General features: G+C 62.0%; 21 protein-coding genes. 9 read left to right on the forward strand and 12 right to left on the reverse strand.

Translation table 11 applies throughout. The annotated features are described in order from the left end of the window. Positions 1-5 precede the first annotated feature (5 nt). The gene (gene gnd / locus DL86_RS16730) at positions 6-989 is read right to left on the reverse strand and encodes a phosphogluconate dehydrogenase (NAD(+)-dependent, decarboxylating) (protein ID WP_036264071.1); all 984 of its coding nucleotides are present in this window, start codon (positions 987-989) and stop codon (positions 6-8) included. Positions 990-1,219: 230 nt separating this feature from the next. Further along, entirely contained in the window at positions 1,220-1,888 is a 669-nt protein-coding gene (locus DL86_RS18925; protein WP_084572985.1) for an acyltransferase, read from the reverse strand. Between the two features lie 563 nt (positions 1,889-2,451). Here DL86_RS18925 and DL86_RS16740 point away from each other — a divergent pair. Then, the gene (locus DL86_RS16740; protein WP_162180454.1) at positions 2,452-4,602 is read left to right on the forward strand and encodes a sodium:proton antiporter; all 2,151 of its coding nucleotides are present in this window, start codon (positions 2,452-2,454) and stop codon (positions 4,600-4,602) included. A 46-nt stretch (positions 4,603-4,648) separates the two neighbouring features. Here DL86_RS16740 and DL86_RS16745 read toward each other — a convergent pair whose 3' ends face one another. Continuing rightward, entirely contained in the window at positions 4,649-5,131 is a 483-nt protein-coding gene (locus DL86_RS16745; protein WP_036263708.1) for a PAS domain-containing protein, read from the reverse strand. Positions 5,132-5,284: 153 nt separating this feature from the next. Here DL86_RS16745 and DL86_RS16750 point away from each other — a divergent pair, with 153 nt between their 5' ends. Next, complete coding sequence (locus DL86_RS16750) at positions 5,285-6,337, forward strand: hypothetical protein (protein WP_051953628.1); 1,053 nt, start codon at positions 5,285-5,287, stop codon at positions 6,335-6,337. On the opposite strand, the gene DL86_RS16755 is transcribed toward DL86_RS16750, so the two are convergent. From DL86_RS16755 to DL86_RS16770, 4 genes are read right to left on the reverse strand one after another with little or no spacing between them, the layout of a single operon-like run. Continuing rightward, the gene (locus tag DL86_RS16755) at positions 6,298-7,269 is read right to left on the reverse strand and encodes a ribose-phosphate diphosphokinase (protein ID WP_036263710.1); all 972 of its coding nucleotides are present in this window, start codon (positions 7,267-7,269) and stop codon (positions 6,298-6,300) included. The genes DL86_RS16750 and DL86_RS16755 overlap by 40 nt on opposite strands. A 59-nt stretch (positions 7,270-7,328) precedes the next feature. Continuing rightward, on the reverse strand, positions 7,329-8,672 hold the full coding sequence (locus DL86_RS16760; protein ID WP_036263713.1) for an erythromycin esterase family protein: 1,344 nt from the start codon (positions 8,670-8,672) through the stop codon (positions 7,329-7,331). A gap of 14 nt (positions 8,673-8,686) precedes the next feature. Beyond that, a complete protein-coding gene (locus DL86_RS16765) occupies positions 8,687-9,253 on the reverse strand; it encodes an HPF/RaiA family ribosome-associated protein (RefSeq protein WP_036263716.1) in 567 nt (188 codons plus the stop codon). A 38-nt stretch (positions 9,254-9,291) separates the two neighbouring features. Next, positions 9,292-9,693 carry a DUF3775 domain-containing protein gene (locus DL86_RS16770; RefSeq protein ID WP_036263719.1) on the reverse strand — a complete coding sequence of 134 codons (402 nt, stop codon included), beginning with the start codon at positions 9,691-9,693 and terminating at the stop codon, positions 9,292-9,294. Between the two features lie 465 nt (positions 9,694-10,158). Here DL86_RS16770 and DL86_RS16775 point away from each other — a divergent pair, with 465 nt between their 5' ends. The 4 genes from DL86_RS16775 to DL86_RS16790 all read left to right on the forward strand — a co-directional run bounded on the left by DL86_RS16775 (position 10,159) and on the right by DL86_RS16790 (position 15,077). Beyond that, entirely contained in the window at positions 10,159-10,347 is a 189-nt protein-coding gene (locus tag DL86_RS16775) for a YdcH family protein (RefSeq protein WP_036264084.1), read from the forward strand. A 541-nt stretch (positions 10,348-10,888) separates the two neighbouring features. After that, positions 10,889-13,660 carry a phosphoenolpyruvate carboxylase gene (ppc, locus tag DL86_RS16780; RefSeq protein ID WP_036263721.1) on the forward strand — a complete coding sequence of 924 codons (2,772 nt, stop codon included), beginning with the start codon at positions 10,889-10,891 and terminating at the stop codon, positions 13,658-13,660. A 216-nt stretch (positions 13,661-13,876) separates the two neighbouring features. Next, the gene (locus DL86_RS16785) at positions 13,877-14,218 is read left to right on the forward strand and encodes a DUF5335 domain-containing protein (RefSeq protein WP_036263723.1); all 342 of its coding nucleotides are present in this window, start codon (positions 13,877-13,879) and stop codon (positions 14,216-14,218) included. 94 nt (positions 14,219-14,312) lie between these two features. Beyond that, positions 14,313-15,077 carry a TIGR01458 family HAD-type hydrolase gene (locus DL86_RS16790; protein ID WP_036263726.1) on the forward strand — a complete coding sequence of 255 codons (765 nt, stop codon included), beginning with the start codon at positions 14,313-14,315 and terminating at the stop codon, positions 15,075-15,077. A 12-nt stretch (positions 15,078-15,089) separates the two neighbouring features. Here DL86_RS16790 and DL86_RS16795 read toward each other — a convergent pair whose 3' ends face one another. The 3 genes from DL86_RS16795 to DL86_RS16805 all read right to left on the reverse strand — a co-directional run bounded on the left by DL86_RS16795 (position 15,090) and on the right by DL86_RS16805 (position 20,173). Continuing rightward, the gene (locus tag DL86_RS16795; protein WP_036263728.1) at positions 15,090-15,818 is read right to left on the reverse strand and encodes a glutathione S-transferase; all 729 of its coding nucleotides are present in this window, start codon (positions 15,816-15,818) and stop codon (positions 15,090-15,092) included. 82 nt (positions 15,819-15,900) lie between these two features. Further along, positions 15,901-17,610: a cation:proton antiporter domain-containing protein gene (locus DL86_RS16800; protein ID WP_036263731.1), complete on the reverse strand. Its 1,710-nt coding sequence runs from the start codon at positions 17,608-17,610 to the stop codon at positions 15,901-15,903. A gap of 199 nt (positions 17,611-17,809) precedes the next feature. Then, complete coding sequence (locus tag DL86_RS16805; RefSeq protein ID WP_036263733.1) at positions 17,810-20,173, reverse strand: phosphoketolase family protein; 2,364 nt, start codon at positions 20,171-20,173, stop codon at positions 17,810-17,812. A gap of 305 nt (positions 20,174-20,478) precedes the next feature. Here DL86_RS16805 and glk point away from each other — a divergent pair, with 305 nt between their 5' ends. The 3 genes from glk to DL86_RS16820 all read left to right on the forward strand — a co-directional run bounded on the left by glk (position 20,479) and on the right by DL86_RS16820 (position 22,986). Next, the gene (gene glk / locus DL86_RS16810) at positions 20,479-21,471 is read left to right on the forward strand and encodes a glucokinase (protein WP_036263736.1); all 993 of its coding nucleotides are present in this window, start codon (positions 20,479-20,481) and stop codon (positions 21,469-21,471) included. Between the two features lie 52 nt (positions 21,472-21,523). Continuing rightward, the gene (locus DL86_RS16815) at positions 21,524-22,198 is read left to right on the forward strand and encodes an HAD family hydrolase (protein WP_036263738.1); all 675 of its coding nucleotides are present in this window, start codon (positions 21,524-21,526) and stop codon (positions 22,196-22,198) included. 545 nt (positions 22,199-22,743) lie between these two features. Then, positions 22,744-22,986 carry a DUF3297 family protein gene (locus DL86_RS16820; protein ID WP_036263739.1) on the forward strand — a complete coding sequence of 81 codons (243 nt, stop codon included), beginning with the start codon at positions 22,744-22,746 and terminating at the stop codon, positions 22,984-22,986. 57 nt (positions 22,987-23,043) lie between these two features. On the opposite strand, the gene DL86_RS16825 is transcribed toward DL86_RS16820, so the two are convergent. Continuing rightward, positions 23,044-23,502: a DUF983 domain-containing protein gene (locus DL86_RS16825; protein WP_084572986.1), complete on the reverse strand. Its 459-nt coding sequence runs from the start codon at positions 23,500-23,502 to the stop codon at positions 23,044-23,046. A 402-nt stretch (positions 23,503-23,904) separates the two neighbouring features. Next, positions 23,905-24,312: a GlcG/HbpS family heme-binding protein gene (locus DL86_RS16830; RefSeq protein WP_036263741.1), complete on the reverse strand. Its 408-nt coding sequence runs from the start codon at positions 24,310-24,312 to the stop codon at positions 23,905-23,907. Positions 24,313-24,535 lie beyond the last annotated feature (223 nt).

The raw sequence follows: 24,535 nt of genomic DNA on the forward strand, positions 1-24,535 counted from the left end.
TCGCTTCAGCCTCCAGACTTTGGTTCGACATGGCCGCCGAATTGGAAACGCATCGCCGACAAGAGCTTCTCGCCAAAGGAATGCTCCTGGCGCGATCGGAACCGCGCGAAAAGCGCGGCGGCCAAGACATTGGCTGGCGTCGCCTCCTCGATTGCCGCTTCGATGGTCCATCGGCCTTCGCCGGAATCCTCGACCGATCCAGTGAAACCGGCAAGATTCGGATCATGTGCAAGCGCCGCCGCGCTCAAATCGAGCAGCCAGGATGAAATGACGCTGCCGCGCCGCCAGACTTCGGCGATATCGGCGAGATCGAGCGTGAAGCGCTCCTGCGCCGGAAGAGCCGGATTGGCTTTGCCGCGCAGGATGTCGAATCCTTCAGCATAGGCCTGCATCAGCCCATATTCGATGCCATTATGGACCATTTTGACGAAATGCCCGGCGCCGGGCGGGCCGGCATGGATATAGCCCTGTTCGGCGCGCGGATCGCGGCCCTCCCGGCTGGGGGTGCGCGCAATAGCCCCGGCGCCGGGGGCTAGAGCCTTGAAGATCGGATCGAGCCTATCCACCGCGGCCGCGCCGCCGCCAATCATCATGCAATAGCCGCGCTCAAGTCCCCAGACGCCGCCCGAAGTCCCTACATCGACATAGGAGACGCCCTTTGCCGCACAGGCCGCGGCGCGCCTGATATCGTCTTTGTAGAATGTATTGCCGCCATCGATCAGGCAATCGCCCTCCTCCAACAGGCCGCTCACCTCGGCCACGGTCGCCTCGGTGACGGCGCCAGCCGGCAGCATGATCCAGACCGCGCGCGGCGGCTCGAGCCTGGCGATGAGATCGGAGGGGCTGGAAGCGCCGGTCATGCCGTCGGCGACAAATGCAGCGACCGTTTTTTCACTTCTGGTGAAAACAACGCATTCATGCCCGGCGCGGTGAAGGCGCCGCGCCATGTTGCCGCCCATCCGGCCAAGGCCGATCATTCCCAATTGCATCGTAAAATCCTCATTGGATTTGCCGCCCCCGCTTCCAGCTTTGTCCGGCGGGAAGCCGAACCTGGCCGATCCTTCCAAGGCGGAAGCGCCGACCCCTACAAGCCGATGATCCGCCGGCAAGCGCCGGCGCAAGGGTCCGAAGCCTGAACGCCGTCGCCAACGTTTCGTTTCGAACGCGCCGGCGAAGCATGGCTGCTTCACGGGAAACGCCGGCCGCTCACGGACATGCGCTAACTCCAAGATATGTTTTCACGAATGACTTTCGCCGGCGCGCCCGCCGCGATGCAATTGCTGGGAATCGATTTCGAGACGATTGAACCGGCTGCGATGATAGACCCGTCGCCGATCGTGACGCCCTTCAAAATGATGGCCCTGGCGCCGATCCAGACCTTATCGCCAATGGTGATTGGTTGGGTGAGTTTGTGGTTTGGATCGGTGAGCGGATGGCTATCGGTGTCTCTAATGATCACATCCGGCCCGATCGCGGCGCCGGAGCCAATCGTGATCCGTTCCCTGCATTCGATTTGCAGGTTTCTGGAGGCATATCCTTCGCCGTTGATAATCAGACTGGCGTTATCTTTAATATCGATAAATGCTCCGGACTTGAAGCTGAACTGACCATTTCTCACTGTAAGCGAGGCGCCGGGAAAGATAATCAGAGAGCCAGGCTCCGCTGCCGCGAAGAACCATGGCTCGTTGACCGTCAACAACGACCCTTTTTCGACTTGTATTGTCCCTCTAATATGAGTTCTCGTCTTCGAAAATATGAGAACCCGCAGCCCTTGCTTATGACGCGCCGCAGAAAGCAAAGTCCGCCCCCAAGCAATTCTCGAGACGCGCCGCAAATGCCAGCCTCGTTGTATGAGCCTTTCGTGGACATTTTTTAAGAATGCTTTCATTCCTTACGATCCTTTCAGCGGCCGAATAGGGCCAAGCAATGTCGTTTCAACGCACGCAAGGCCAAGCCGCCTGGATGATCCAAGGCGTCGAACGCGGCCCGATCAGTTTCCCTCCATCCGATCGGCCCGGACATGGCCTGAAAGCAGAGAATTGGAGCCGATCTTTATCGGCAAACCGGTTCGACCTTTTTTAAGCTCCGCTCAAAGAATATGCGTCGAATGTCGATCGCCCTTTTCGAGGCCGACAGGGTCTAGTTTTTTGAAGCCGAACAGGGCGGGCCGAAGCGCTTTCAGGTCCAATGGATGCGGAAAAAGCAGATCTCGCTCTTCGTCTGCTTGCATTTTCAAGACGCGAACCAAAAGCTGCGTCGCTCGAAAGCGCTCCAGTGTTAAAGAGTATGAGCATATTCCGAACAGATTGAACCAATCTGTTCGGAATATGCTCTAGCACGAGCGGAGCTGAATGCGAACCGCTCCTCGAGCGGAGCAATGGCCTTGCCGCGCCTAGCCGCCGACCATAAAGCTGTCCGCAACCATTGCGCGGTTTGGGGTGGAAGCAGGCGATGTTGGCCTTTGTACAAAAACGGGCGGTCGCGGCCCAGCTCGCGCTCATGGCGATGGTCAGCCCCGCCGCCGCCGCGGATGCGCTCAACGGCGCAAATCTTCCCTGGCCGCTTGCCTTGCCCTTTGCCGGCATTTTGCTGTCGATCGCCCTTGGCCCGCTCGTCGTCAAGGAATGGTGGCACATTCACTACGAGAAAGCGGCGGCTTTTTGGGCCCTGCTCACACTCGCCGGCCTCGTCGCCGTGGAAGGCTTCGCCGCCATGCTGGCGGGACTCGCGCATAGCATTGCGCTGGAGTATCTCCCCTTCATTCTCATGCTGTTCGCCCTGTTCACAGCGGCGGGCGGCATTTCCATTTCCGGCAAGCTTGCCGGAACGCCGCTCGTCAATAGCGCGATTCTCGGCTTGGGCGCGGCGACCGCAAGCATCATCGGAACGACCGGGGCCTCGATGATCCTTATCCGCCCGCTGCTTCGCGCCAATGAGCGGCGCAGGGTCAACGCCCATGTCGTGGTGTTTTTCATCTTTCTCGTTTCGAACATCGGCGGCGCTTTGACGCCGCTTGGCGATCCGCCGCTTTTTCTGGGCTTCCTACTCGGCGTCGATTTCTTCTGGACGACAAAGGCGCTATGGCCGCAGACGCTCTTCGCGGTTTGCGTCTTGCTGGTGATCTTCGTTCTGCTCGATTCCTACTTTTACCGTCGGGAAAAGACTTTCGGGACCGCCTCCTCCCAGACCGGAGCCCTGCGCGTTGCCGGCCTCGTCAATATCGCCCTGATCGCGGTCGCGATCGCCGCCATCGTCGCCAGCGGGATCTGGCGCCCCGGCCTCGGCTTCGACGTGCTCGGCACAAGGATCGAACTGCAAAACCTCGTTCGCGAAGCGGTCATGATTGGCGTCGGCCTCGCCTCGCTCGCTCTGACCGGGGCCCGCGCGCGCGCCGAGAACGGCTTCGAATGGGAGCCGATCCGGGAGGTCGCCTATCTTTTCGCCGGCATCTTTATTTGCATCATTCCGGTGATGGCCATGCTCCAGGCCGGAACCGATGGACCTTTCGCTCCCGTGATCCGCCTCCTGGCGCTGGCCGACGGGACGCCAAACAATCCGGTCTATTTCTGGGCGACCGGCCTGCTTTCGTCCTTCCTCGACAATGCGCCGACCTATCTCGTCTTTTTCGAACTCGCCGGCGGCGATCCGGCGACGCTGATGGGCCCGCTCGCCAAGACATTGACGGCGATTTCCCTTGGGGCGGTGTTCATGGGCGCCAATACCTATATCGGCAACGCGCCGAATTTCATGGTCTACGCCATCGCCCGGCGGGCCGGGGTGAAGATGCCGGGCTTCTTCCCCTACATGCTCTGGTCCGGCGCGATCCTGCTGCCGATCTTCGCCGCCATCACCTGGCTGTTCATGCTGAGTCCCAAGACCGCGCCAAAACCAGCGGAGCCATTGCAGGCGACGCAGGACCGCGCCAAGATCGGAGACGAGGCCGGCGCAAGCGGCCAACGCCGGACAGAGCTGCAAGCGCCCTCGGTCGCGCCGAAAGAAATCGAAAACCTGACTGGGCGGATCGCAGCCCTCCAGGGCCAACTCGCAGAACGCGAGAACGCCTTGGCGGCGGCCGAGACGCGCAATCGCCAATTGCAAGCCCAAATCGCCGCGCGCGTCGACGCCATGCCCGCCGAGAAAGTCAAGAATCTCGCCCGCTATCGGTCAATGTTCCTTGAAAGCCTGAAACAAAGCCTCGGCGGCCGGCCGGAAATCAGCGTGATCGGCGATCGGCTCGTTCTCCAGTCCGACTTCCTCTTTGGATCGCGCCTCGCGACCCTTGCTCCGGCTGGGCGCGGCGAACTCGATCGAATCGCTAGCGCGATCATCGACCTTGAAAAACGGGCGCCGGACATCGCCTGGGTCGCGCGCGTCGAAGGCCATACCGACGCGCGACCGATCCGATCGAAGCAATTTCCATCCAACCTGGCGCTCTCCGCGCAGCGGGCGAGCGCTGCGGCGCAATATTTGATCGAAAAAGGGGTCTCGCCGCAACGGCTGGCCATTGCCGGCTTCGGCGAATATCAACCACGCGACCCCAACGGAGGCGACGCGGCGCGACGGCTCAATCGGCGGATCGAAGTGACGATCGCGGAAAGATGAGCCCAACAATTATCGCGCGAATTAAAGCGAGACCCCGCTTGCAGGACTATCTCCGCCTGATGCCGCCATAGACGCCATCGACGCGGCGGCCGTCGGAAGAGAGCGGAGCCGCGAGAACCTCGATCCATTGGCGGCCCTGCTTGGCTCGAAGCTCGAACGCGGCGGCGACAGGTTCGCCTGTCTCGCCGACCATCTCAAAAAGACGCCGCAGACGCGCGGCGATGCGCGGCGCCCGCAGTTTCGATAGGCTTTTGTCCGCGCCATCGAGCCCGAGGAGCCTGGCGGCCTCGGCGCCCGCTTCGGTCGCCCTCCATTCATGCTCCGGATCGGCGCACCGGAAAATAAAGACATCAGCCGCTATCAACTCCGGCCCAGGATATACGTCGTCGGCGGTCGGCATGAGACGTTGACCGCGCTTGTCGCGCCAGAAGGCAAAGGCCGATCGCAAATGTTCGTCGCTCGCGTCGCCCGCGTCGAGGCGGCTGAAGAGGCGCGCCAGATGCGGCGGCGGGGGGGCGAGCGTCGTCATGTCTTTTCCTCGGACGCCGCCTCCGGCGTTTTATCGGACAGGCAATATTCAATATAAGGAAATGGCTGGGCCTCTCCTTGATCTGCGTCAACGCTTCACAGCGCGAATCAATGACCAAGATTGAGCATGGCCCCATGATCGGATGTCCCTTCATTGACCGATGTTTCAGAGGTCTCCCTCGAGGACAAGGTGCGGTTTCTCGAGGATCCCGCATCCTACGAGCATCGGCCGAAGGACGTCGTCGCCGAAGAGACCCACATGTCCTGGGTCTTTCTGGCCGGGGACCGCGTCTATAAGCTCAAAAAGCCGGTCCGTTATGCCTTCCTCGACTTCACCTCGATCGCAGCGCGCGAATTTGACTGCCGCGAAGAGGAGCGCCTCAATCGCAGGCTGGCGGAGGCGATCTATCTTGGCGTCGCGCCACTGATCTTGGGCGACGATGGGCGGCTCCGGATTGGCGGGAAAGGGCGCCCCGTCGACTGGCTCGTCATCATGGCCCGCCTCCCGCGCGATCGCATGCTCGACAGTGCGATCCTCGCCGGCGCCGTCGGCCAGAAGGACATTGTTTCGGTCGCCGATCGCCTCGCGGCCTTTTATGAGCGCGCGCAGCCGGCCGATCTTGCTCCGGCTGACTATGTGGCGAATTTCATTGAGGAGCACGCTCTCAACAAGAGGGTGCTGAGCGATCCCGCCTTCGCACTCGACGGCGGCCGCATCGAACAAATCTCCAGTTTTGTCGATGATATTTTGCGCAACCGCGCTGATCTCTTGAAGGAGCGCGTCGAGGCCGGCCGGATCGTCGAGGGACATGGCGACTTGCGGCCGGAGCATGTTTGCCTCGGCGATCCGCCGGTCATCATCGACTGCTTGGAGTTCAACCGCCGTCTCCGGCTTGTCGATCCGATCGACGAACTGACCTATCTTGGCCTCGAGTGCAGCCGGCTGGGCGCAAGCTGGATCGGGCCGGTCCTTTTGAGCCGCTACGCTCATCATTCCGGCGATGCGCCAGCAGGCGATCTCGTCTCTTTCCACCGCTGCTATCGCGCATGCCTGCGCGCGCGCTTGTCGCTCGTCCATATTCTGGAGCGCGACCCGCGCAAGCCGGAGAAATGGTTGCCTCTCGCCCGGCGCTATGTGGAGCTTGCGGAGGCCGACGCGCTGCCGCCTCAGCCTTCGAGCAGCGCATTGATCGAACCATCTTCGTGAAGCGCCCGGATCGCCTTGGCGAAGAGGGGGGCCGCGCTCAAGATTTCGACGCGGCCGCCGACGAGCTTGTCGTCAAGCCGAAACGGCGGCACGGTATCCGTGACGAAGGTCTTGGCGAGATCCGAATGGCGCAGGGCGCTCGCCGCCTCGCCGGTAAAAAGCCCGTGCGCGGCGAAAGCATAGATTGTCTTCGCCCCGCCTTCGCGGCAGGCGTGCGACGCCCTCGCCATGGTTCCGCCGCCGCTGATGAGATCGTCGACAATAAGCACCGTGGCGCCGGCGACGTCGCCGACGAGAAGATTTCCGCTCACGACGCCGGCGCTGCGGCGTTTTTCCATGAAGGCGCTCCCGACCGGCCGCCCCAGCATGGTCTCGAGCATCTCGCGGAAGAGCTGGGCCCGCTTGACGCCGCCAGGATCCGGCGAGGCGACGACCGCCGCGGCCTCGCCAATGAGGGCGACCGCCCGCTCGGCGAACAGGCGGCGCGTGTCGAGATGGATGGTCTCGCAGCGAAATGCGTTCTGGAACGCGACGATATTGTGAACGTCGAGCGTGACCACGCAATCGGCGCCGGCGGCTTCAAGAAGCTCGGCCACGTAGCGGGTCGTCACCGGATCGCGCGGCTTGGTCTGCCGATCCTTTCGCGCATAGGCAAGATAGGGGATCACCGCCGTCACCCGCGCGGCGCCGTTTTCCTTCATCGTCGCGAGAAAGAAGAGAAGCCGGCAGAGCTTGTCATTGGGCGATTGGTCTGGACCGCCGTGGAGACTCTGGACGACATAGACGTCCTCCCCGCGCACGCTCGCCAACGGCCGCGCCTTGTGCTCCCCATCCTCGAATTCGCGCTCCTCATGGCTGCTGAGCTCGACGCCAAGCGCCGCCGCGATCTTTTCGGCAAAGGTCCTGCTGGCGTTGAGCGTGAAGAGTTGCATGGCGCAAGGCGATCTTGGTCAGAGGATTCTGGCGTCAACGGCAGGCGTCGGGGGACGCCTCATAGGCCGAAAGGATAGGTGTCGGGCGCGCCGTGCGGCCGGCCGCCGGCCAGCGGCGTCACCGCGCTGGTTTGCTCGAACCAGACATAGGCGTCGAATTGTTCGGACAGAACCGCTTGAAAATAATGGCTCGTGAGTTCCGTTTCCGGCCTGTAAACGACGCCGATTGCGCGCTCCAGCCGGGGCTTCGACAACACATCGCGCAATTCGCGCTTGCCGCCGCCGCGCCAGTCGGTCAAAGACCGCTCGACGAAACTCTGCCGGAAGATGCGCTCAAAGCTGTCGGGGCGCGCTGGAAGCACGGTCTTCACTTGCATCGGCCCATCCCAATCGCTGGCGGCGGCGACCGTCCCGCGATCCGTGCCAAAGCCGATCAGCGCAGCCGAGTCGCCGAACGCCGCGCGGCAGGACTCGCCGATGTTGAATTCGCCCTGCCAGCCCATGGAGGTGGCGGCGGCATTGCCAATGTGCGAATTATGCGCCCAGACCACCGCTTTGGCGTCCTTGCCGCGCGCGGCAAGCAGCCGCACGAGCGTATCGAACATGTGGCGGTCGCGGAGGTTCCACGACTCGGTGGAGCTGCGGTACATCAGCCGGTAATAATGCTCGGCCGAGCGCACCACCCGGGCGTTCTGCGCGGCGTCGAAAAAGGCCTCGCCGTCGCGGCCGACATAGGCGAGCCGGGCGTCGAGCAGCGCGCGCAACTCCGCGACGACGCCATCTTCGCAAGGCGACTTGGCGGCATAAAGCGCGGCGCGGCCATAGCCCGCGGGATCGTCCTGCCAGGGAGTAAGGCATCCATACCGCCGGCGCGCCTCTTTCGCTTCCTGCGGATCGACGCGATCGAGATAGGCGAGGACGGCGGCGATCGAACTCCCCAGACTGTAGATGTCGAGGCCGCTGAATTGGGTTTGCGCCCGCGCGGGCACCGCCTCGTTATGGGCGCGCAGCCACTCGACGAAGTCATGGACTTCAACGTTTCGCCACATCCAGGTTGGGAAGCGCGAAAAGGCTTCTTCCGACGAGGGTTCATGCGCGTGGCTGCGCACATGGCGGTCGATCCGCGCGGCGTCGGGCCAATCCGCCTCGACGGCGACGATGTTGAAGCCGTGCTTTTCGATCAAGCGGCGCGTGATCGCCGCGCGGGCGCGGTAGAATTCCGACGTGCCATGAGTCGCTTCGCCGAGGAGGACGACCTTCGCGTCCGCGAAACGGTCGAACGGCTTGCCGAAATCATCCGTCGAAGCCGGCGGCGGCAAAGCCTCGCACGCCGCCCGAACGATCGCAGCCGCTTCATCGGCGCCTTGGGCGCGAAGCGCCTCGGAAAAGAGGAGATCGGCCATCACGCGCTTTCGAATTAGAGCAGATGGTGTTTGCCGATGAGGCGAACCGTGCTCGCCTGCGCGCCCTTATCCCCCATCTCCTCGATGAAGCGGACTTCGGAGCCGACGCTGAGCTCCTGGAAGGCGCCGTCAAGAACGCTGTTGCGATGGAAGTAGACCTCGCGGCCGTCGGCGGTTTCGATGAAGCCGCAATCCTCCCCGGCAAGGAATTTGGTCACGCGGCCGTGGTCCTCGGCTTGATGCGGCTTGACCTGACCGCGCATTTCCCGGACGGCGTCCTCGATCTGGCGCTGCGCCGCGGCGAAGGCGTCCTTGATCGCGACCACAACATGCTCGTGCTCGGGCGCGTCGGCGTGCGTTTTGGTGACGAGGACGTCCTTATGCTCCGGCATTGCGATCCGAATATCGATTTTGAACAGGTCCCCATGCCGATGCCGCGTCTGCGGCGCCACGACCGCCACATGACAGCTGGTGATCCGGTCGGAGAATCTTTCCAGCCGCTTGGCCTGTTTTTCGACTTCGGACCGGATTGCCTCGGAGGGCTCGGAATTCTGGAAGGCGATTTCGAGCGGCACTTGCATTTGAGGCTCCCTTTGTGATGCTTGATCCTGCTTCCGGTTCAGAGCCGCCCCATCTCGAACCCCTCGCAGGATAGATCGAACTTCGAAAGGCCTTCTTCGAGATAGTCCGAAACCAGCGGAATGCCGATCAGATAGTCGGCGGTCGAGCCTTGGCGGCGGCTTCGCGCCTCCGCGACCGCAATCTTCCACTCCTCGACGGAGAAATCGCCGCGCCCGAGCCAGCACAGCGCAACAAGCTCGCATTGCTCGTCTTCGTCCATGCCATCGATGAAGGCCTTCAGCTCCTTGCGGACGCTGTCATCCTTCTCGGACGAGAAAACGCTCGCGAAATTGTCATCCGTTGCATTGGAGGAATCGGCCTCCGAGTCCTCCTCCTGGACATCGAATTCGCGCGCCTTGATGATGACGAAGCAGACCTTGTCGGAGTTCATCTCGAGCATGGCTGGCTTCCTTCCGCTTCGCGCCAATTTCGGCTTTCTAATCCTGAGGGAGCGACTCTGTCTTGCGACAGATCAATTTTGCAGGGGCGCTCCTCCCTCCCATCGGCCGCGTCTAAGCATTGGGGGGCAGCGGCGTCGGGCAAGCGTTGAAGGCCGCCCTTACAAATGGCGAAGAAGGCGGCGCCTTGACCGGCGCTGGCGCCGTCGCCGTCAAGCCCATAGGCGTGCGACGTTTGGACCGTCGATCAGATGCGCATGGCTCCCCACCCTTTACAGCATGCGCCATACCCCATTGTTTTCACGCGTGATCTATCGGAGAGGCGAGCAGATGCTTAAGGACATGCCCGCATCGCTCGCCGGCGCCGCTCCAGAATTTGAATGGAGGGGCTACCCAAGGCGCTTCACGAAGCTCCAATCCTGTGGCACATTAATCGACTATGCGAAAACCTTGATAAGGAGTTCTGCATGTCCCTCGAGAACCATCTGGCCGCACTAGAGCAGCGTCACGAAGCGCTGGACAAAGAAATCGCGAAGGAATTGGTGCATCCCGCCGCTGACGAGCTGAAATTGGCCGAAATGAAACGGCGAAAACTGCTGCTCAAGGATGAAATCGCCAAATTGCGCGGCGACGCTCCCCTCCCCACCCTACACTGAGCCGACCCTTCATTCCTTTTTCCGCGCCTGAGCGCAAGAAAGCGGCTGTCGGCGCGCGCTGAGGATTTGCGCCTGAAAATGGCGTGAATCCTCGGCGCCGCAACCGCTTGCACTGGCGGATGAGCCGGGATGAAATTACTTCGTCCATCAGCTCATTGCCGCGGATTGTTAGAGCGCTTTCAGTTTCGGCGGAATCTGAAAGCAGCTCTAGATCTTTGTTTTGTCGCATTTTCTTAACGCGAACCGGTATCCACTTCGCTCGAAAATGCTCTAGGAGAGGCGGCTTCCGCGCCGAAGGTTTGGCGGCCGCATCGCCCGCGCTCGCGCGAAGAGCCTTATTTTCTCCAGAAGAGAGACCGAGCGTATTTGCCGCGCTTTCACCTTCCATGGAATTCTGACAGAAACTCTAGGTCTTTGTTTTATCGCGATTAACGCGAGCCGGTTGCTGCTTTGCTCGAAAATGCTCTAGTAGAAAGCGAGCCGCGGCGCGGCCTCAACCACGCGGCGCCATGCCAGCCGCCGCGAACCTCGCGAGACCGCAATGACAAAAAGTCCTCCTTCAAATTCGACCAATGGCGTCTCTGCGAAGGAGCGCCCGCTCATCGAGGACATTCGCCTGCTCGGCCAATTGCTCGGCGACACGATTCGCGAGCAGGACGGCGACGAAGCCTTCGAGCGGATCGAGACCATTCGCCGCCTCAGCGTCGCCTTCGACCGCAACGCCGACCCGGAGGTCGGACGCACGCTCGATGCGCTGTTGCGCGGGCTGACGGCGGAACAGGCAATGTCCGTCATCCGGGCGTTCAGCTATTTCGCCCACCTCACCAATATCGCGGAGGACCGTCATCATATCCGCCGCCGCGCCGCGCGCGAGCAGGAGGAGCCGCAGCGCCGCGAGGAGGGAAGTCTCGCCCTGACCTTCCAGCTCTTGGCCGAAGCCGGAATCGGTCCGCAGGCGGTCGGCGCCGCGCTTGGCGGAAGTTTGATTTCGCCTGTGCTCACGGCGCATCCGACCGAAGTGCAGCGCAAGAGCCTGCTCGACGCCGAACGCTCCATCGCGAAACTTCTCGTCGCCCGCGAAAGCCTCGTTGGCGAACGCGAGAAAAAACAGAATGAGGCGCTGTTGCGGACGCGGATCGCACAGCTCTGGCAGACGCGCCTGCTCCGCTACTCGCGCTTGAGCGTCCGCGACGAGATCGAGAACGCGCTAGGCTATTACCCGACGACCTTCCTTCGCGAAATTCCCCGTCTCTACGCCGAGCTCGAGGACTGGCTCGAAGGCGGCTCGGTCGGACCCTTCTTTCGCATGGGCTCCTGGATCGGCGGCGACCGCGATGGAAATCCCAATGTCAATGCGCAAACGCTGACGCTCGCGCTCCGCCGGCAATGCGAGACGGCGCTGCGCCATTACCTGACCGAAATTCACGAACTCGGCGGCGAGCTTTCGATCTCGCGCCTGCTCGTCGGCTGCGCGCCGCAATTGCAGGATTTGGCCGACCGATCGGGCGATGAGAACCCACATCGCGAGGACGAGCCTTATCGCCGCGCTCTCATCGGCGTCTATGCGCGGCTTTCCGCGAGCCTTTTGAAGCTCACCGGCGCCGAGGCTCTGCGGCACGCGATGGCGCCGGGCGAGCCCTATCACGACGCCGGCGAACTACAGGCCGATCTTGGCGTTATCGAGGACTCGCTTCGGGCGAACCACGGCGTCGCTTTGATCGCGGCCCGGCTCGCGCCCTTGCGCCGCGCCGTCGATGTGTTCGGCTTTCATCTCGCGACGGTCGATCTTCGTCAGAGCTCCGACCGCCACGAAGAGACGCTCGCCGAACTTCTCGCCGAAGCGCGCGTCGCCGCCGACTACGCCAGCCTCGACGAAAAGCGCAAGCAGACGCTGCTTCTCGATCTGCTTCGCGATCCGCGTCCGCTGCGCGTTCCAGGCGTGCGCTATTCCGAGCGGGCCGAAGAAGAAATCGCAATTTTCGAGGCGGCGCGCGAGCTGCGCAAATCCTACGGCGACCAGGCGATCCGCCACTACATCATCAGCCACACCGAAACCGTCAGCGATCTTCTTGAGGCGCTTGTCCTGCAAAAGGAATGCGGGATGATGGCCGGGGTGCTCGGCGACGGCGACGCCGCGGCGCAATTGCTGGTGGTTCCGCTCTTCGAAACCATCGAAGACCTGCGCAACGCCGAAGCCATCATGCGCGCTTTCTACGCTCTGCCCGGCGTCGCCGATTTGGTGCGCGCCTCCGGAGCGCAGCAGGAAATCATGCTCGGCTATTCGGACAGCAACAAGGATGGCGGCTTCTTCACCAGCAACTGGGAGCTTTACCGCTCCTCGACCGCTCTTGCGAAACTGTTCAAGGAACACAAAGGCGTCGCGCTGCGGCTCTTTCATGGACGCGGCGGAACGGTCGGGCGCGGCGGCGGCCCCAGCTACCAGGCGATACGGGCGCAGCCGCCCGGGACGGTGAATGGGCAGATCCGATTGACCGAACAAGGAGAGGTGATCGCCTCCAAATATGGCCATCCCGACATCGGCCGGCGCAATCTCGAAGCCTTGGTCGCGGCCTCGCTTGAAGCCACCCTGCTCCCGCCGGCCCAAGCCGCCTCCGAAGAATTTCTCTCCGCCGCGGCGGAGATTTCGCAAGCGAGCATGGCGGCCTATCGGGCGCTGGTTTACGAGATGCCCGGCTTCGTCGACTATTTTTTCGCCGCCACGCCAATCGCCGAAATCGCCGAGCTGAACATTGGATCGCGCCCGGCCTCGCGCCGCTCAAGCCGGCGCATCGAGGATCTGCGCGCCATTCCCTGGAGCTTTTCCTGGGGCCAGGCGCGGCTCACTTTGCCGGGCTGGTTCGGCTTTGGATCGGCGGTGAAATCCTTCCTCGCCGCCGCGCCCGAGGAGCGGCTGGCTCTCCTCAGACGGATGAACCGCGAGTGGCCATTCTTCCGAGCCCTTCTTTCGAACATGGACATGGTTCTCGCCAAGGCCGACATGGCCCTCGCCAAACATTACGCGGACCTCGTTCCGGACCGGGCGCTGGCGCAAAAGGTGTACGGCGCATTGGAGGACGAATGGATGCGCACCATCGAGGCGCTGAACGCCATCACCGAAGCGAGCGAGCGCCTCGCCGACAATCCGGCCTTGGCGCGCTCGATCAAGAACCGCTTCCCCTATATCGCGCCGCTCAATCATCTCCAGATCGAGCTTATACGCCGCTGGCGCAGCGGCAAGCATGATGACAAGACCCTGCGCGGCATTCTGATCTCGATCAACGGCATCGCCGCGGGCCTTCGCAACACAGGGTGACGCAGCGCCCGCCCGTCGTTGGAGCCGTTAGGATGCGGAACCATCGAGCGTCTTCGAGAAAAGCAAAGATCGGTTCGCGTTCAGAAAATTCGGTTGAAACAAAGCGCTCGCCGTAATGAGCGATCGCCCTATGTCTTCGCCTGCGTCCATGCTCTCGCTCGAGGAGCGCAAGCATGGGCCTCGCGAGGCGCGCGAAGTTTGACGCAGGAGGGCATCATGAGCGTGAGGAAGCTCGAAAAGTCAGATTGGCGTCCGTTCTTCGACCATCTTTCAAAGGCGCTCAAAGGCTGCGAGGCGGAAATCGAAGTCGCGGCGCTCTCCCTTGGGGACCAGGTGCAGGCCAGATGGTTGCCGGTCCTTGGCTTGGCCTATGATCCGAAGGACGACATGATGGAGGTGGCTCTCGAGGGACTCGACCATTTGATCCATAACCCTCGCGAAATCTACGTCGACAACGGAGTTGGACCGCTGACAAACATCGAAATCATCGATGCGGATGGCTTCCGGCAAATTGTAAAGCTCAAGGAGCCATTGATGCTTCCAGCCCCTCACGCGTGAGGCCGCGGTTGGCGGTCCCGCTCGACAGAAACCCTGCTCCGCATTGCGATGAAGCCAAAGGGCCGCGCCAGCCCCGCCGACGAGAAGGACGCCCATGACCGGGCTCAAAGGCATATTGGTCGACCTTGATGGCGTCGTTTATGTCGGCGAGGCGGCTTTGCCAGGCTCTCTCGAGGCGGTGCAGCGGATCAGAGAGGCGCGCATTCCACTGAAGTTTCTCACCAACACCGCGCGCCGCCCCCTGCGCCAGATCGTCGGCGATCTTGGCCGCCTGGGTCTCAGCGTCGCGGCGGAGGATGTCTACACGCCCGCGGCGCTCGCACGCACCCATCTCGAACGCCATAACCTTGTACCCTATCTCATCGTGCATCCGGATTTGCGCGAAGATTTTGCCGGCTTGACGACCAATGGCCTCGAGGCCGTCGTGCTCGGAGACGCCGGCGCTTTCTTCACTTACGATCTCCTGAACCAAGCCTTCCGGAAGATCCTCCATGGCGCCGCGTTTCTCGCGCTGGCGAAGAATCGCAATTTCCTCGATCGCGACGGCGAGTTGAGCCTCGACGCAGGTCCTTTCGTTACGGGGCTCGAATATGCTTCAGGCAGGACGGCGACCGTGCTCGGAAAGCCGGCCCCGGCGTTCTTCAAGCTCGCTGTCGAAAGCATGGCCTGCGCGGCGAAGGATGTCGTGATGATTGGCGACGACGCGGAAGCCGATGTCGCCGGAGCGATCGCCGCCGGCCTTCAAGGCATGCTCGTGCGCACGGGGAAATATCGCCCTAAGCACGAGACGCGCATTTCCGAAGGGCCCTACCGCGTCGCCGATGACCTGAAGGCCGCCGTCGATCTGCTCTTGCGCTGACCGCGGCGTCTTTTATCGGTCGAGTTCGGGATAGCAGCGGAATATCCCTTCCTCATTGAACGGCAGCCGCCGTTCGCTGGCGAGATAGGCGCGAATGCGCGGGCGTCGCGCCACCCCCTGATGCAGAGCCGCGACGCGCGGAAACTGAGCGAGCCTCCGCTTCATGCTTCGCGGATAGGCATAAAGCAGGCCCTCGACGCATTGGAACAGCGATAGATCGGCATAGGTGATTGCTTTGCCCACGAGATGCCCATCGCCCTTGGGATTGCGCGCCAGAATGTCCTCGAACCAGCCAAGAAATCTAGGGATGCGCCGCTCCCGGAAGTCGCTCGCTCGGCGCAGCGCCTCGGGCTTCTGCTCCTCATAATAGAGATCGGCGCTCAAAGGATGGTGCGCGTCATGGGCCTCCCCAACGAGATCGGCGATGGTCAACTGAATCTGGTGGGTCCAAAGCCGCTGCGCCGCATCTTTTGGGGCAAGTTCGTGGCGGTCGCCAAGATAGAGCAGGATGGCGGCGGTCTGGCCGATCAAGACATCGCCATCCTTCAAGAAAGGCGGCGCAAAAGGCGGATGCGCGATGTCTTTGCGTTCCAGAAACGCCATGAGAGCGGGAATGCCGCCGCCCTCTTCAGTTGAGCGGCGAGCCACGTCAATATAGTCCGCGCCGGCCTCTTCCAATGCCAGCCGCACGAATTCGCCGCGTCCCTGAATCCCAGGCCAATAGTAGAGCTCATAGGCCATGCGCGAACTCCCTGCGCCTCCAGGATATAGGAGGTCGTCGTCACCCGTCCAAGCAGCGACGGCTTTCAAGCGCCGCCGCGCCTTATGCCGCTTCCGCGCTTGTCAGCTCATTCAGCGCGCGATCCTGCTGCCGGCGCATCCAGGCCCCGATCGCATCATCATCTATGCCGAGGTCCCGCAAGATCGCCGCCGCCGGATCAAGGCCGGGCGGCAGGCTGCGGTCGAACACCGGAAAAAGGCCAGCCTCGGCGAAGCCCTCGCGCTCCGATTCATCGGCCGCGACGGCGAAACGCTTCAGATTGGGATAGGAGCGGGCAGTCAGCGGCGTGAGCGCGCGCGACACCTCCAGCCGAGGCGCCGTCAGCAGGACGATGCGACGCTGATGCAGCGCCACCGGCTCCCAAATCCTTGGGTCGGCGGCATCGCCGAAGACAACCGCGTAGCCGTCGGCATTGGCCTCGGCGAAGCGCCGCTGATTGCGTTCGATCCCCTCATAGCCGATCTTAAATTCGGTCAAGGCGTCCGCGACGGTGCGGCCAACCTGCCCCATGCCGACGATTGCCACTGGCGCCGCCAAACCGGCCTCCAAAAGTTCTCGATCTCGCTTCGATTGATCGCGCGCGCGCAGACGGCCCGCCAGCGATCGCCCGGCCTGCGCCAGAGTCGGCGTCAGGGCGAGGCTCAGAGCCACCGCGGCGATGACGATCGAGGCCGCCTCCTCGCCGATAAGAGCGCGCATGGCCGGCAGGCTGAGGATGACGAACGCAAATTCCGATCCCTCGGCGAGGAGAAATCCGAGTTGAAGCGATCCAGGCGCCGACCAGCGGAACAGAAGGCTCGCGGCGGCATTGGTTACGACCTTGACCGCGACAAAGACCAAGGTCGCGCCGATGACCGCCGGCCAGAGCCGCCCGAGCGCCCCAATATCGAGCGAGAGCCCGACCGAGATAAAAAAGAAGCTGAGGAGCAGGCCCCGGAACGGTTTGGTCTCGGACTGGATGATCGGACGGTAGGGCGTTTCGGCGATGATCATGCCGCCCAAAAACCCGCCAAGCGTCAGCGAGAGCCCGATCGATCCGGTCCCCCAACTCGCCGCCAGGGCGACAAGGAGGGCGCTTGCTGTGAAGACTTCCTCATTATTGGTCGCCGCAATCAGATCGAAAAGCGGGCGCACGACAAGGCGGGCGAGGACATATGCGCCGCCGAACGCCGCCGCCGCTTTGATGAGCGCCAGCGCCAGTTCCAGCGGCATCGAGCCGTCGCCGCGCTGGAGCGCATCGACGACGATGAGGAGAAAGATCGCGGCGACGTCCTGAAAGATCAGGATCGCCGTCGCGGTGAGACCCACCGGGCAATTCTGCTGGCGGCGCTCCGTGATCAATTGCGCGACAACGGCGGTCGAGGAGAGAGCTAGCGTAGCGCCGAGGAGGAAAGCGGCGAGCGGCGCCATCCCGATTAAGAGACAGAGGCCGCCAAGGCCCAAGGCGCCGAAGGCGACTTGCACCGGGCCAAAGCCAAAGATGTCGCGCGCCTGCTCTCGCATATGGCTCAACGAAAAATGCAGGCCAATCTCGAACAAAAGAAATACGACGCCAAGCTCCGCCACGAGCGACACCGCCGCGCTCGCCTGAAACAGCGTGATCCCGCTCGCCTGCAGACCAAGGCCGAGAGCCAGATAGCCGACGATGGGACTGAGCCTAGCCGCTTTGCAGAGCATGGCGGCGGCGACGCCGAACAGCAATAGCAAGATGACCGGGGCCAGAGCATCGAGAATGGAATGGGCATTCGCCATATCGATTAGCCGCCATGAAGTTCGAGGACGCTAGAGCGTTTCCCGATTAGATAGAATCATCTGATCGAAAAAGAGCCGCTCAGATTCCATGGGTTGGAGCATGTTCTTATGTGACATCGGATATATCCAATGCTGCTCTAGGGATTTTCGCCCTCGCAATCCGCCGGTTGAAAATCGCCGCCAAAATGCGACATGCCGCTCACAAGGTCCAACGCCAATTCTGGATCTCTGGCATATCTTCGCCGTGTTCGCTGATGAAGAGCTTGTGGCGCTCCATCGTCGTCCAGTAACGCGCTGTCGCCAGATCGACCTGATCCGCGAGCCGTGGAATGCGGCGGATCGCGTCCAGCGCGAGCTGGTAGCGATCGAGATTGTTCAACACGACCATGTCGAAAGGAGTCGTCGTGGCGCCCTCCTCCTTATAGCCGCGCACATGGATATTCCCGTGATTGCGCCGCCGGTAGGTCAGCTTGTGAATCATAGCCGGATAGCCATGATACGCAAAAATCACCGGCCTGTCAGTTGTGAACAGCGCGTCAAAATCCTGATCCTCCAGGCCGTGGGGATGTTCGCTCTGCGGCTGCAACGTCATCAGATCCACCACGTTGACGACCCGGATGCGAATGTCAGGAACATAGTCGCGCAAAAGCGTCACGGCGGCGAGCGCCTCGAGCGTAGGAGTGTCGCCTGCGCAGGCCATGACCACATCTGGATCGCCGTCATCATTGCTCGCCCAGCGCCAAACGCCCGCCCCGGCAGCGCAGTGGCGCACTGCGGCGTCAATGTCGAGCCATTGCTGCTCCGGCGCTTTGCCGGCGACGATCAGGTTGATGTAATTGCGGCTGCGCAGGCAGTGGTCCGCCACCGAAAGCAGGCAGTTCGCATCGGGCGGCAGATAGATGCGCACAACATCGGATTTCTTATTCGCGACATGATCTATAAATCCGGGGTCCTGATGGGAGAAGCCGTTGTGATCCTGTTGCCAGACATGCGAGGTCAGCAAATAATTCAGCGAGGCGATCGGCTTGCGCCAAGGGATCGATCTGCTGACCTTCAACCATTTCGCATGTTGATTGAACATCGAGTCGATGATGTGGATGAAGGCCTCGTAGCAGGAGAAGAGGCCATGCCGGCCGGTGAGCAGATAGCCTTCGAGCCAGCCCTCGCACAAATGTTCGCTCAACACCTCCATCACGCGGCCGTTGGCGCTGAGATTGATGTCGACCTCGTCGATTTCCGCCATCCATTCCTTGCCGCTGACTTCATAGACCGCGTCGAGCCTGTTCGAGGCGGTTTCGTCCGGACCGAAGAGACGAAAATTCTGTTTCGCCAGGTTCAGCTTCATCACATCGCGCAGGAACTTGCCGAGAACGCGCGTCGATTCCGCCCGAACAGCGCCCGGCGCCGCAACCTCCACCGCGAAGTCGCGGAAATGGGGCATGGAAAGGGGCTGCAGCAGTTCCCCGCCATTGGCGTGCGGGTTGGATCCCATGCGCCGATGGCCCGTCGGCGCAAGCGCGGCTATGTCCTCTAGCAGCTTGCCATTGGCGTCGAACAATTCCTGCGGCTGGTAGCTCCTCATCCAGTCTTCGAGCTGCTTGAGATGTTCGGGGTTCTTGAAATCGTTGATCGGGACCTGATGCGCGCGCCAAGTGCCCTCAACCGGCTTGTCGTCGACGCGTTTGGGTCCGGTCCAGCCCTTGGGCGTGCGCAAGACGATCATCGGCCAGCGCGGGCGCTCCGGCTCCGCCGCCTGCGGCGCGGCGCGCGCCGCGGCCTGGATCGCGCGCAGCTTGGCGAGAACCGCATCCAGCGCGCTCGCCAAAAGCTGATGCATTGCGGCGGGGTCGTCGCCCTCGACGAAAAACGGCTCGTAGCCATAACCGCGCATGAGGTCGACAAGCTCGTCCCGGCTGATGCGCGCGAGGATTGTTGGATTGGCGATCTTGAAGCCGTTGAGGTGGAGAATGGGCAAGACGGCGCCGTCCCGCGCCGGATTGAGGAACTTATTGGAGTGCCAGCTCGCGGCGAGGGCGCCAGTCTCCGCCTCTCCGTCGCCGATGATGCAAACGACGATCAAATCGGGATTGTCGAATGCGGCGCCAAAAGCGTGAAGCAAAGAATATCCAAGTTCGCCGCCTTCATGGATCGAGCCCGGGGTTTCAGGCGCGACATGGCTCGGAACGCCATAAGGCCAGGAAAATTGCCGAAACAGCCGCATCAATCCGCTCCGGCTGCGTTCGATCGCCGGATAACGCTCCGTATATGACCCTTCGAGATAGGTATGCGCGACAAGGCCCGGCCCGCCATGGCCTGGACCGATGACGTTGATCATGTTGAGATCATTGTCCTTGATCAGCCGATTGAGGTGAACATAGATGAAGTTCAACCCTGGCGTCGTGCCCCAATGCCCCAGCAAGCGAGGCTTGATATGCTCCAGCGTGAGCGGAAACTCGAGTAATGGATTGTCCTGCAAATAGATCTGCCCGACAGAGAGATAATTTGCGGCGCGCCAGTAGGCGTGCATTTTCTGGAGAAGAGCAGGCGACAAAGGCGCGGGCATTTGGACCTCCAGGACGAATCGCGTTTTATACTTGGCTCATATGCAGGCAGCCGCATCGTAAATTCGCCGTGCGAATGTAGTGTGAGGGCCTTTTTCCGGCAACGCAGTTTTCTGTGAAGCGGATCCGTGGCGAGGCCGCCGAAGGGAGAGAGCGAACGCGGCCGGTCGACGCCGATCCGTCCCCATGATAATGCCTTTGTTGAGAGCATCGTCGCGCGAAGGGTCTTGATGCATCTGGAAATGCATCGCGCGTCGGGGCGGAGAAGCCAGATCGCGGCGCGGCGGCCACGAATGGGACGGCCCCGATGCTGATCGCTGGAGACATAGGCGGGACCAAGACGATTCTGGCGCTTTACTGCGCCGAATCGGGTCCCCGCGCGCCGGTGGCCGAGGCGGAATTCGCCAGTGCCGATTATCGTGGGCTCGAGCCCATCGTGGCCGAATTCCTGGCGCGCTCGAACCAGCGCGCGGAGGTCGCCTGTTTCGACGTCGCGGGGCCTGTGATCGGCGGCCGCGCTTACTTGACCAACTTGCCTTGGATCGTCGAGGAAGCCGCTGTGCGACGCAGCCTTGGCCTGCGGCGCGTCACTCTTTTGAACGATCTGAAGGCCATCGCCTATGCCGCGCCGCGGCTTCTGCCGATGGAGCGGCGCACCATCAATGCCGGCGCTCCAGAGCGCAATGGACCGCTCGCCATCATCGCGCCTGGAACAGGGCTTGGCGAGGCGTTTCTGATTTGGGACGGCTGCGACTATATCGCCTGCGCGTCCGAGGGCGGCCACGCGAGCTTCGCTGCGGCCGACGACCGTCAATCCGACATGCGCCGCTTTTTGGCGAAATCGTTCGGACATGTGTCATTCGAGCGCGTCTGTTCAGGCCAGGGCATCGCCAATATCTACGACTTTCTGCGCGATGCGAACCCAGCCGCCGAGCCGCCGGGCTTTGCGGCGAGGCTTGCTCTGGCGGAAGATCGCACGCCGCTGATCGCAGAGGCGGCGCAGCAAGACCCCGCCGGCCATCCGCTATGCGCGCAGACGCTGGAGATGTTCGTATCGGTGCTCGGCCAGGAGGCGGGCAACCTTGCCCTCAAGGTGCTGGCGACGGGTGGAGTCTATCTGGCGGGCGGCATTCCGCCGCGGCTTCTGCCCAATCTGACCGACGGCCGCTTCATGCAAGCTTTCAGCGCCAAGGGACGATTCAGCGAGCTGCTGCGCGCCATCCCGGTGCATGTCGTGACGGCGCAGGCCGCCTTGCTCGGCGCGGCGCTTTACGGCCTCGACGAGATGCGCCGCTCATGATCGCCGCCGTTCCTTCGCTCTGCGTCAAGCGGTCGCAACGACGGCGCGCGCGATGACGCAGCCTCATGACCTCGTAATCCTGTTCGACGTCGACAACACGCTGCTCGACAATGACCGCATCCAGGCGGATCTGAGCGAACATCTCGCCGCCTTCCATGGCCCGGCGGCGGCGGCGCGCTACTGGGCGATCTTCGAGCAATTGCGCGTCGAGCTTGGCTATGCCGACTATCTCGGGGCCGTCGAACGCTATCGTCTCGAGAATTTGCGCGACCCGCGCGTTCTGAGGCTCGCGAACTGGCTCGTGGATTACCCTTTCGCCGACCGGCTGTATCCAGGCGCGCTGGACGCGGTGCGGCGCGCGGCGCAATGGGGGCCGATCGTCGTCTTGTCCGATGGCGATGCGGTGTTCCAACCACGCAAGATCGAGCGATCCGGTCTTTGGTCCCTTTTCGGCGACAATGTCCTCATCTTCATTCATAAAGAGTTGGAGCTGGACGAGGTCGAGCGGCGCTACCCCGCCAAGCGCTATGTCATGATCGACGACAAGCTGCGCGTCCTAGGTGCCATTAAGCACTCTTGGGGCGATCGCGTCGTCTCGGTGTTCGCTAGGCAAGGCCATTACGCGGCGGATCCTCAAATCCTGGCGAGCTACCCGAACGCGGACATTACAATCGATCAGATCGCCGAGCTGGTGAACTATGATCTGTCGGCGTTCCAAGCCAGCTGATCGCAGAACGCCCGCGGCGCTCTCCCTTGCGCGGAAACGCCATCGAGAATAGCCGCGAATTAAATTTGACACATGCAGGGAACAGGCGTTTATTTGGTTTGCTTTCGCGATTGTCCCAAAGAGGTCGTCGAAAGCAAGCGCCTTCTGCCAAAGGCGTCAAGACTGCCGTAATGGAGAAGCCATGACTCCACCGGAGAAGTCCCACTGACCCTGACATGCTCGGGGTCACGGCGTCGCGAAATCCTCAAAATGCCGGGCCGAAACGGCGCCGTCGACAATTTGAAATCATCGTGCGATAGCGGTTGCGAAGGCCAAGCAAGCGTTCGCTCGCACCAAGCACCTGTAGAAATCACAGATCGCTTCGAATGACGAAGCAAGGCCCCGCAGTCGCTTAAATGCACCGGGGCCGCTTCGTTTTTATCGGCTCGCTTTTTTGGCTCAGCCGCGCGAGGCTTCAACAACCCGAGCCGCCGGAAGCGCCTATTGGCGCCTGAGCCCTGGATCGGCTACACCCCGGCTAAACTCTATTTGCCCGGACCGATCCAATGACTGATGCGCCGCCAGATCGCCTCTCCAACGACCCGAAGAGCCCCTATTATGACGCCGCCGCGCTCGAGCGCGGCGTTGGCGTGCGCTTCAAGGGCGTCGAGAAAAACAACATCGAAGAATATTGCGTCAGCGAGGGCTGGGTCCGATTGCCCGCTGGCGCGACCAAGGATCGCACCGGCAATCTTTTAATGATTAAGCTCCAAGGCGCCGTCGAGCCCTATTTCCGAGATAGGCCGTGACCTGAAAATTGCAGCCTTTTGGATGAGATCATGCTCTTGGGGACTGATTCGATCGCCTCACGACGGATCCTTTTTCCGCCCAGGCTGGGCCTCGGCGTCTAGAGCCGGCGAACCGCCCAGATTGTTCCCCCCGGCCTCGTCCTTCGCATCGGCGAGGATCAGATGGCCCTCCTCCGCCTTGTAGAAATATTGCGAGCACACAAGCCACCCCTTCAACGGCCGCAAAGGCGCGGCGCAGATGACAACCAGGAGAGGCAGGGTCGTGACCAGATGAACCCACCACGGCGGCTCATGGGCGGCGTCGAACCAGAGGGCGAAGCCCACGATAGGAAAAGCCATCGCCGACATGGCGAAAAACGCCGGGCCATCCGCCGGATCGGCAAATCCATAATCAAGCCCGCAGACATCGCAACGCGGCGCGAGCTTCAAGAAGCCGCGAAAGAGCTTGCCTTCGCCGCAGCGAGGGCATCGGCCTCGGATCCCGTTTGAGAGGGGGCTTTTTTCGCGGGGTTGCATCTCTTGATCTCCTCTTGCGGGCGCCCCAATGGCAAGAAAGGCCAATGCAGCCAAAACGGCGAAGCCTCCGCAAAGGCGGACGCCGCGTTCGCCACGAGAGCATGCTCCAATTATAGCGCTGGCGCGATTTCTTAAATTTCAAATGCGGCGTCGTCCGCGCCGAGAGCATGTCCATAAAAAGTTGATCGACTATTTCGATCAGAACATGCTCCAACTCCTTGAATCTGAGCGATTCCTTTTCGATCAAATGACTCCATCTGATCGGGCAACGCTCTGGACCGCTCACGAAGGCGATGGAGCCCGCGCGAGGCTCCAGCCGCAATTGGGCCGTCGCCTGCTCAAGATCGGCCCAATAGATGGCCGCTCAACACGTGTCCTGAATCGGAAATTAGCGAATCACATTCACAATTTCGCCGCGACCGCGACGCCGGCCTGGGCGATTTGCGCATCTTGCGAAGACTGCACGCCGGATACGCCGATGGCGCCGACGATGCGGCCTTCATTCAGCAAGGGAAGCCCGCCCTCGATCGGAGTGGCTCCGGGCAGCACCAGCATCGCCATGCGTCCGCCTGCGACGAGCTCCTCGAAGCTCTTCGTCGGACGCTTGAACAGAAACGATGTGCGCGCCTTTTGCTGAGCAACGTCGACGGAGCCGACCGGCGCTTCATCCATCCGCTGCAGGTAGAGCAGATTTCCGCCGTCGTCGAGAACGGCGATCGTCACGCTCCACTGGTTATTCAAAGCTTCGCCTTCCGCGGCTGCGGCGATCTGCTTGGCGTCGGCTAGACTCAGGGATTTCTTTGCATACATCGCCATATTTTCCTTAAAACTCGCGCATCCGCAGCTTGCATCTTCCGCTCGACCTGATACGCCCGATCATGGCTAGGCGCAGCTCAGCTTGATGCGGTCCTTTAGCGCACGAGGGCGCCCTTCCACAAGCCGTCCCTCCGCCAGCGGCCTCGGCGGGCGGGGAGAACCGACCTGCCGCTATTTGGCATAAACCCACCGCCGTCATCCTTCAGACATGCGGCAA

It is taken from the genome of Methylocapsa aurea (assembly GCF_000746085.1).
GTDB classification, from domain to species: domain Bacteria; phylum Pseudomonadota; class Alphaproteobacteria; order Rhizobiales; family Beijerinckiaceae; genus Methylocapsa; species Methylocapsa aurea.

What these genes read in the sequence shown, in the direction of transcription:
- gnd (WP_036264071.1), bottom strand. Translation starts at nt 989, where the DNA reads ATGCAATTGGGAATGATCGGCCTTGGCCGGATGGGCGGCAACATGGCG.
- DL86_RS18925 (WP_084572985.1), bottom strand. Translation starts at nt 1,888, where the DNA reads ATGAAAGCATTCTTAAAAAATGTCCACGAAAGGCTCATACAACGAGGC.
- DL86_RS16740 (WP_162180454.1), top strand. Translation starts at nt 2,452, where the DNA reads ATGTTGGCCTTTGTACAAAAACGGGCGGTCGCGGCCCAGCTCGCGCTC.
- DL86_RS16745 (WP_036263708.1), bottom strand. Translation starts at nt 5,131, where the DNA reads ATGACGACGCTCGCCCCCCCGCCGCCGCATCTGGCGCGCCTCTTCAGC.
- DL86_RS16755 (WP_036263710.1), bottom strand. Translation starts at nt 7,269, where the DNA reads ATGCAACTCTTCACGCTCAACGCCAGCAGGACCTTTGCCGAAAAGATC.
- DL86_RS16760 (WP_036263713.1), bottom strand. Translation starts at nt 8,672, where the DNA reads ATGGCCGATCTCCTCTTTTCCGAGGCGCTTCGCGCCCAAGGCGCCGAT.
- DL86_RS16765 (WP_036263716.1), bottom strand. Translation starts at nt 9,253, where the DNA reads ATGCAAGTGCCGCTCGAAATCGCCTTCCAGAATTCCGAGCCCTCCGAG.
- DL86_RS16770 (WP_036263719.1), bottom strand. Translation starts at nt 9,693, where the DNA reads ATGCTCGAGATGAACTCCGACAAGGTCTGCTTCGTCATCATCAAGGCG.
- DL86_RS16775 (WP_036264084.1), top strand. Translation starts at nt 10,159, where the DNA reads ATGTCCCTCGAGAACCATCTGGCCGCACTAGAGCAGCGTCACGAAGCG.
- ppc (WP_036263721.1), top strand. Translation starts at nt 10,889, where the DNA reads ATGACAAAAAGTCCTCCTTCAAATTCGACCAATGGCGTCTCTGCGAAG.
- DL86_RS16785 (WP_036263723.1), top strand. Translation starts at nt 13,877, where the DNA reads ATGAGCGTGAGGAAGCTCGAAAAGTCAGATTGGCGTCCGTTCTTCGAC.
- DL86_RS16790 (WP_036263726.1), top strand. Translation starts at nt 14,313, where the DNA reads ATGACCGGGCTCAAAGGCATATTGGTCGACCTTGATGGCGTCGTTTAT.
- DL86_RS16795 (WP_036263728.1), bottom strand. Translation starts at nt 15,818, where the DNA reads ATGGCCTATGAGCTCTACTATTGGCCTGGGATTCAGGGACGCGGCGAA.
- DL86_RS16800 (WP_036263731.1), bottom strand. Translation starts at nt 17,610, where the DNA reads ATGGCGAATGCCCATTCCATTCTCGATGCTCTGGCCCCGGTCATCTTG.
- DL86_RS16805 (WP_036263733.1), bottom strand. Translation starts at nt 20,173, where the DNA reads ATGCCCGCGCCTTTGTCGCCTGCTCTTCTCCAGAAAATGCACGCCTAC.
- glk (WP_036263736.1), top strand. Translation starts at nt 20,479, where the DNA reads ATGCTGATCGCTGGAGACATAGGCGGGACCAAGACGATTCTGGCGCTT.
- DL86_RS16815 (WP_036263738.1), top strand. Translation starts at nt 21,524, where the DNA reads ATGACGCAGCCTCATGACCTCGTAATCCTGTTCGACGTCGACAACACG.
- DL86_RS16820 (WP_036263739.1), top strand. Translation starts at nt 22,744, where the DNA reads ATGACTGATGCGCCGCCAGATCGCCTCTCCAACGACCCGAAGAGCCCC.
- DL86_RS16825 (WP_084572986.1), bottom strand. Translation starts at nt 23,502, where the DNA reads ATGCAACCCCGCGAAAAAAGCCCCCTCTCAAACGGGATCCGAGGCCGA.
- DL86_RS16830 (WP_036263741.1), bottom strand. Translation starts at nt 24,312, where the DNA reads ATGTATGCAAAGAAATCCCTGAGTCTAGCCGACGCCAAGCAGATCGCC.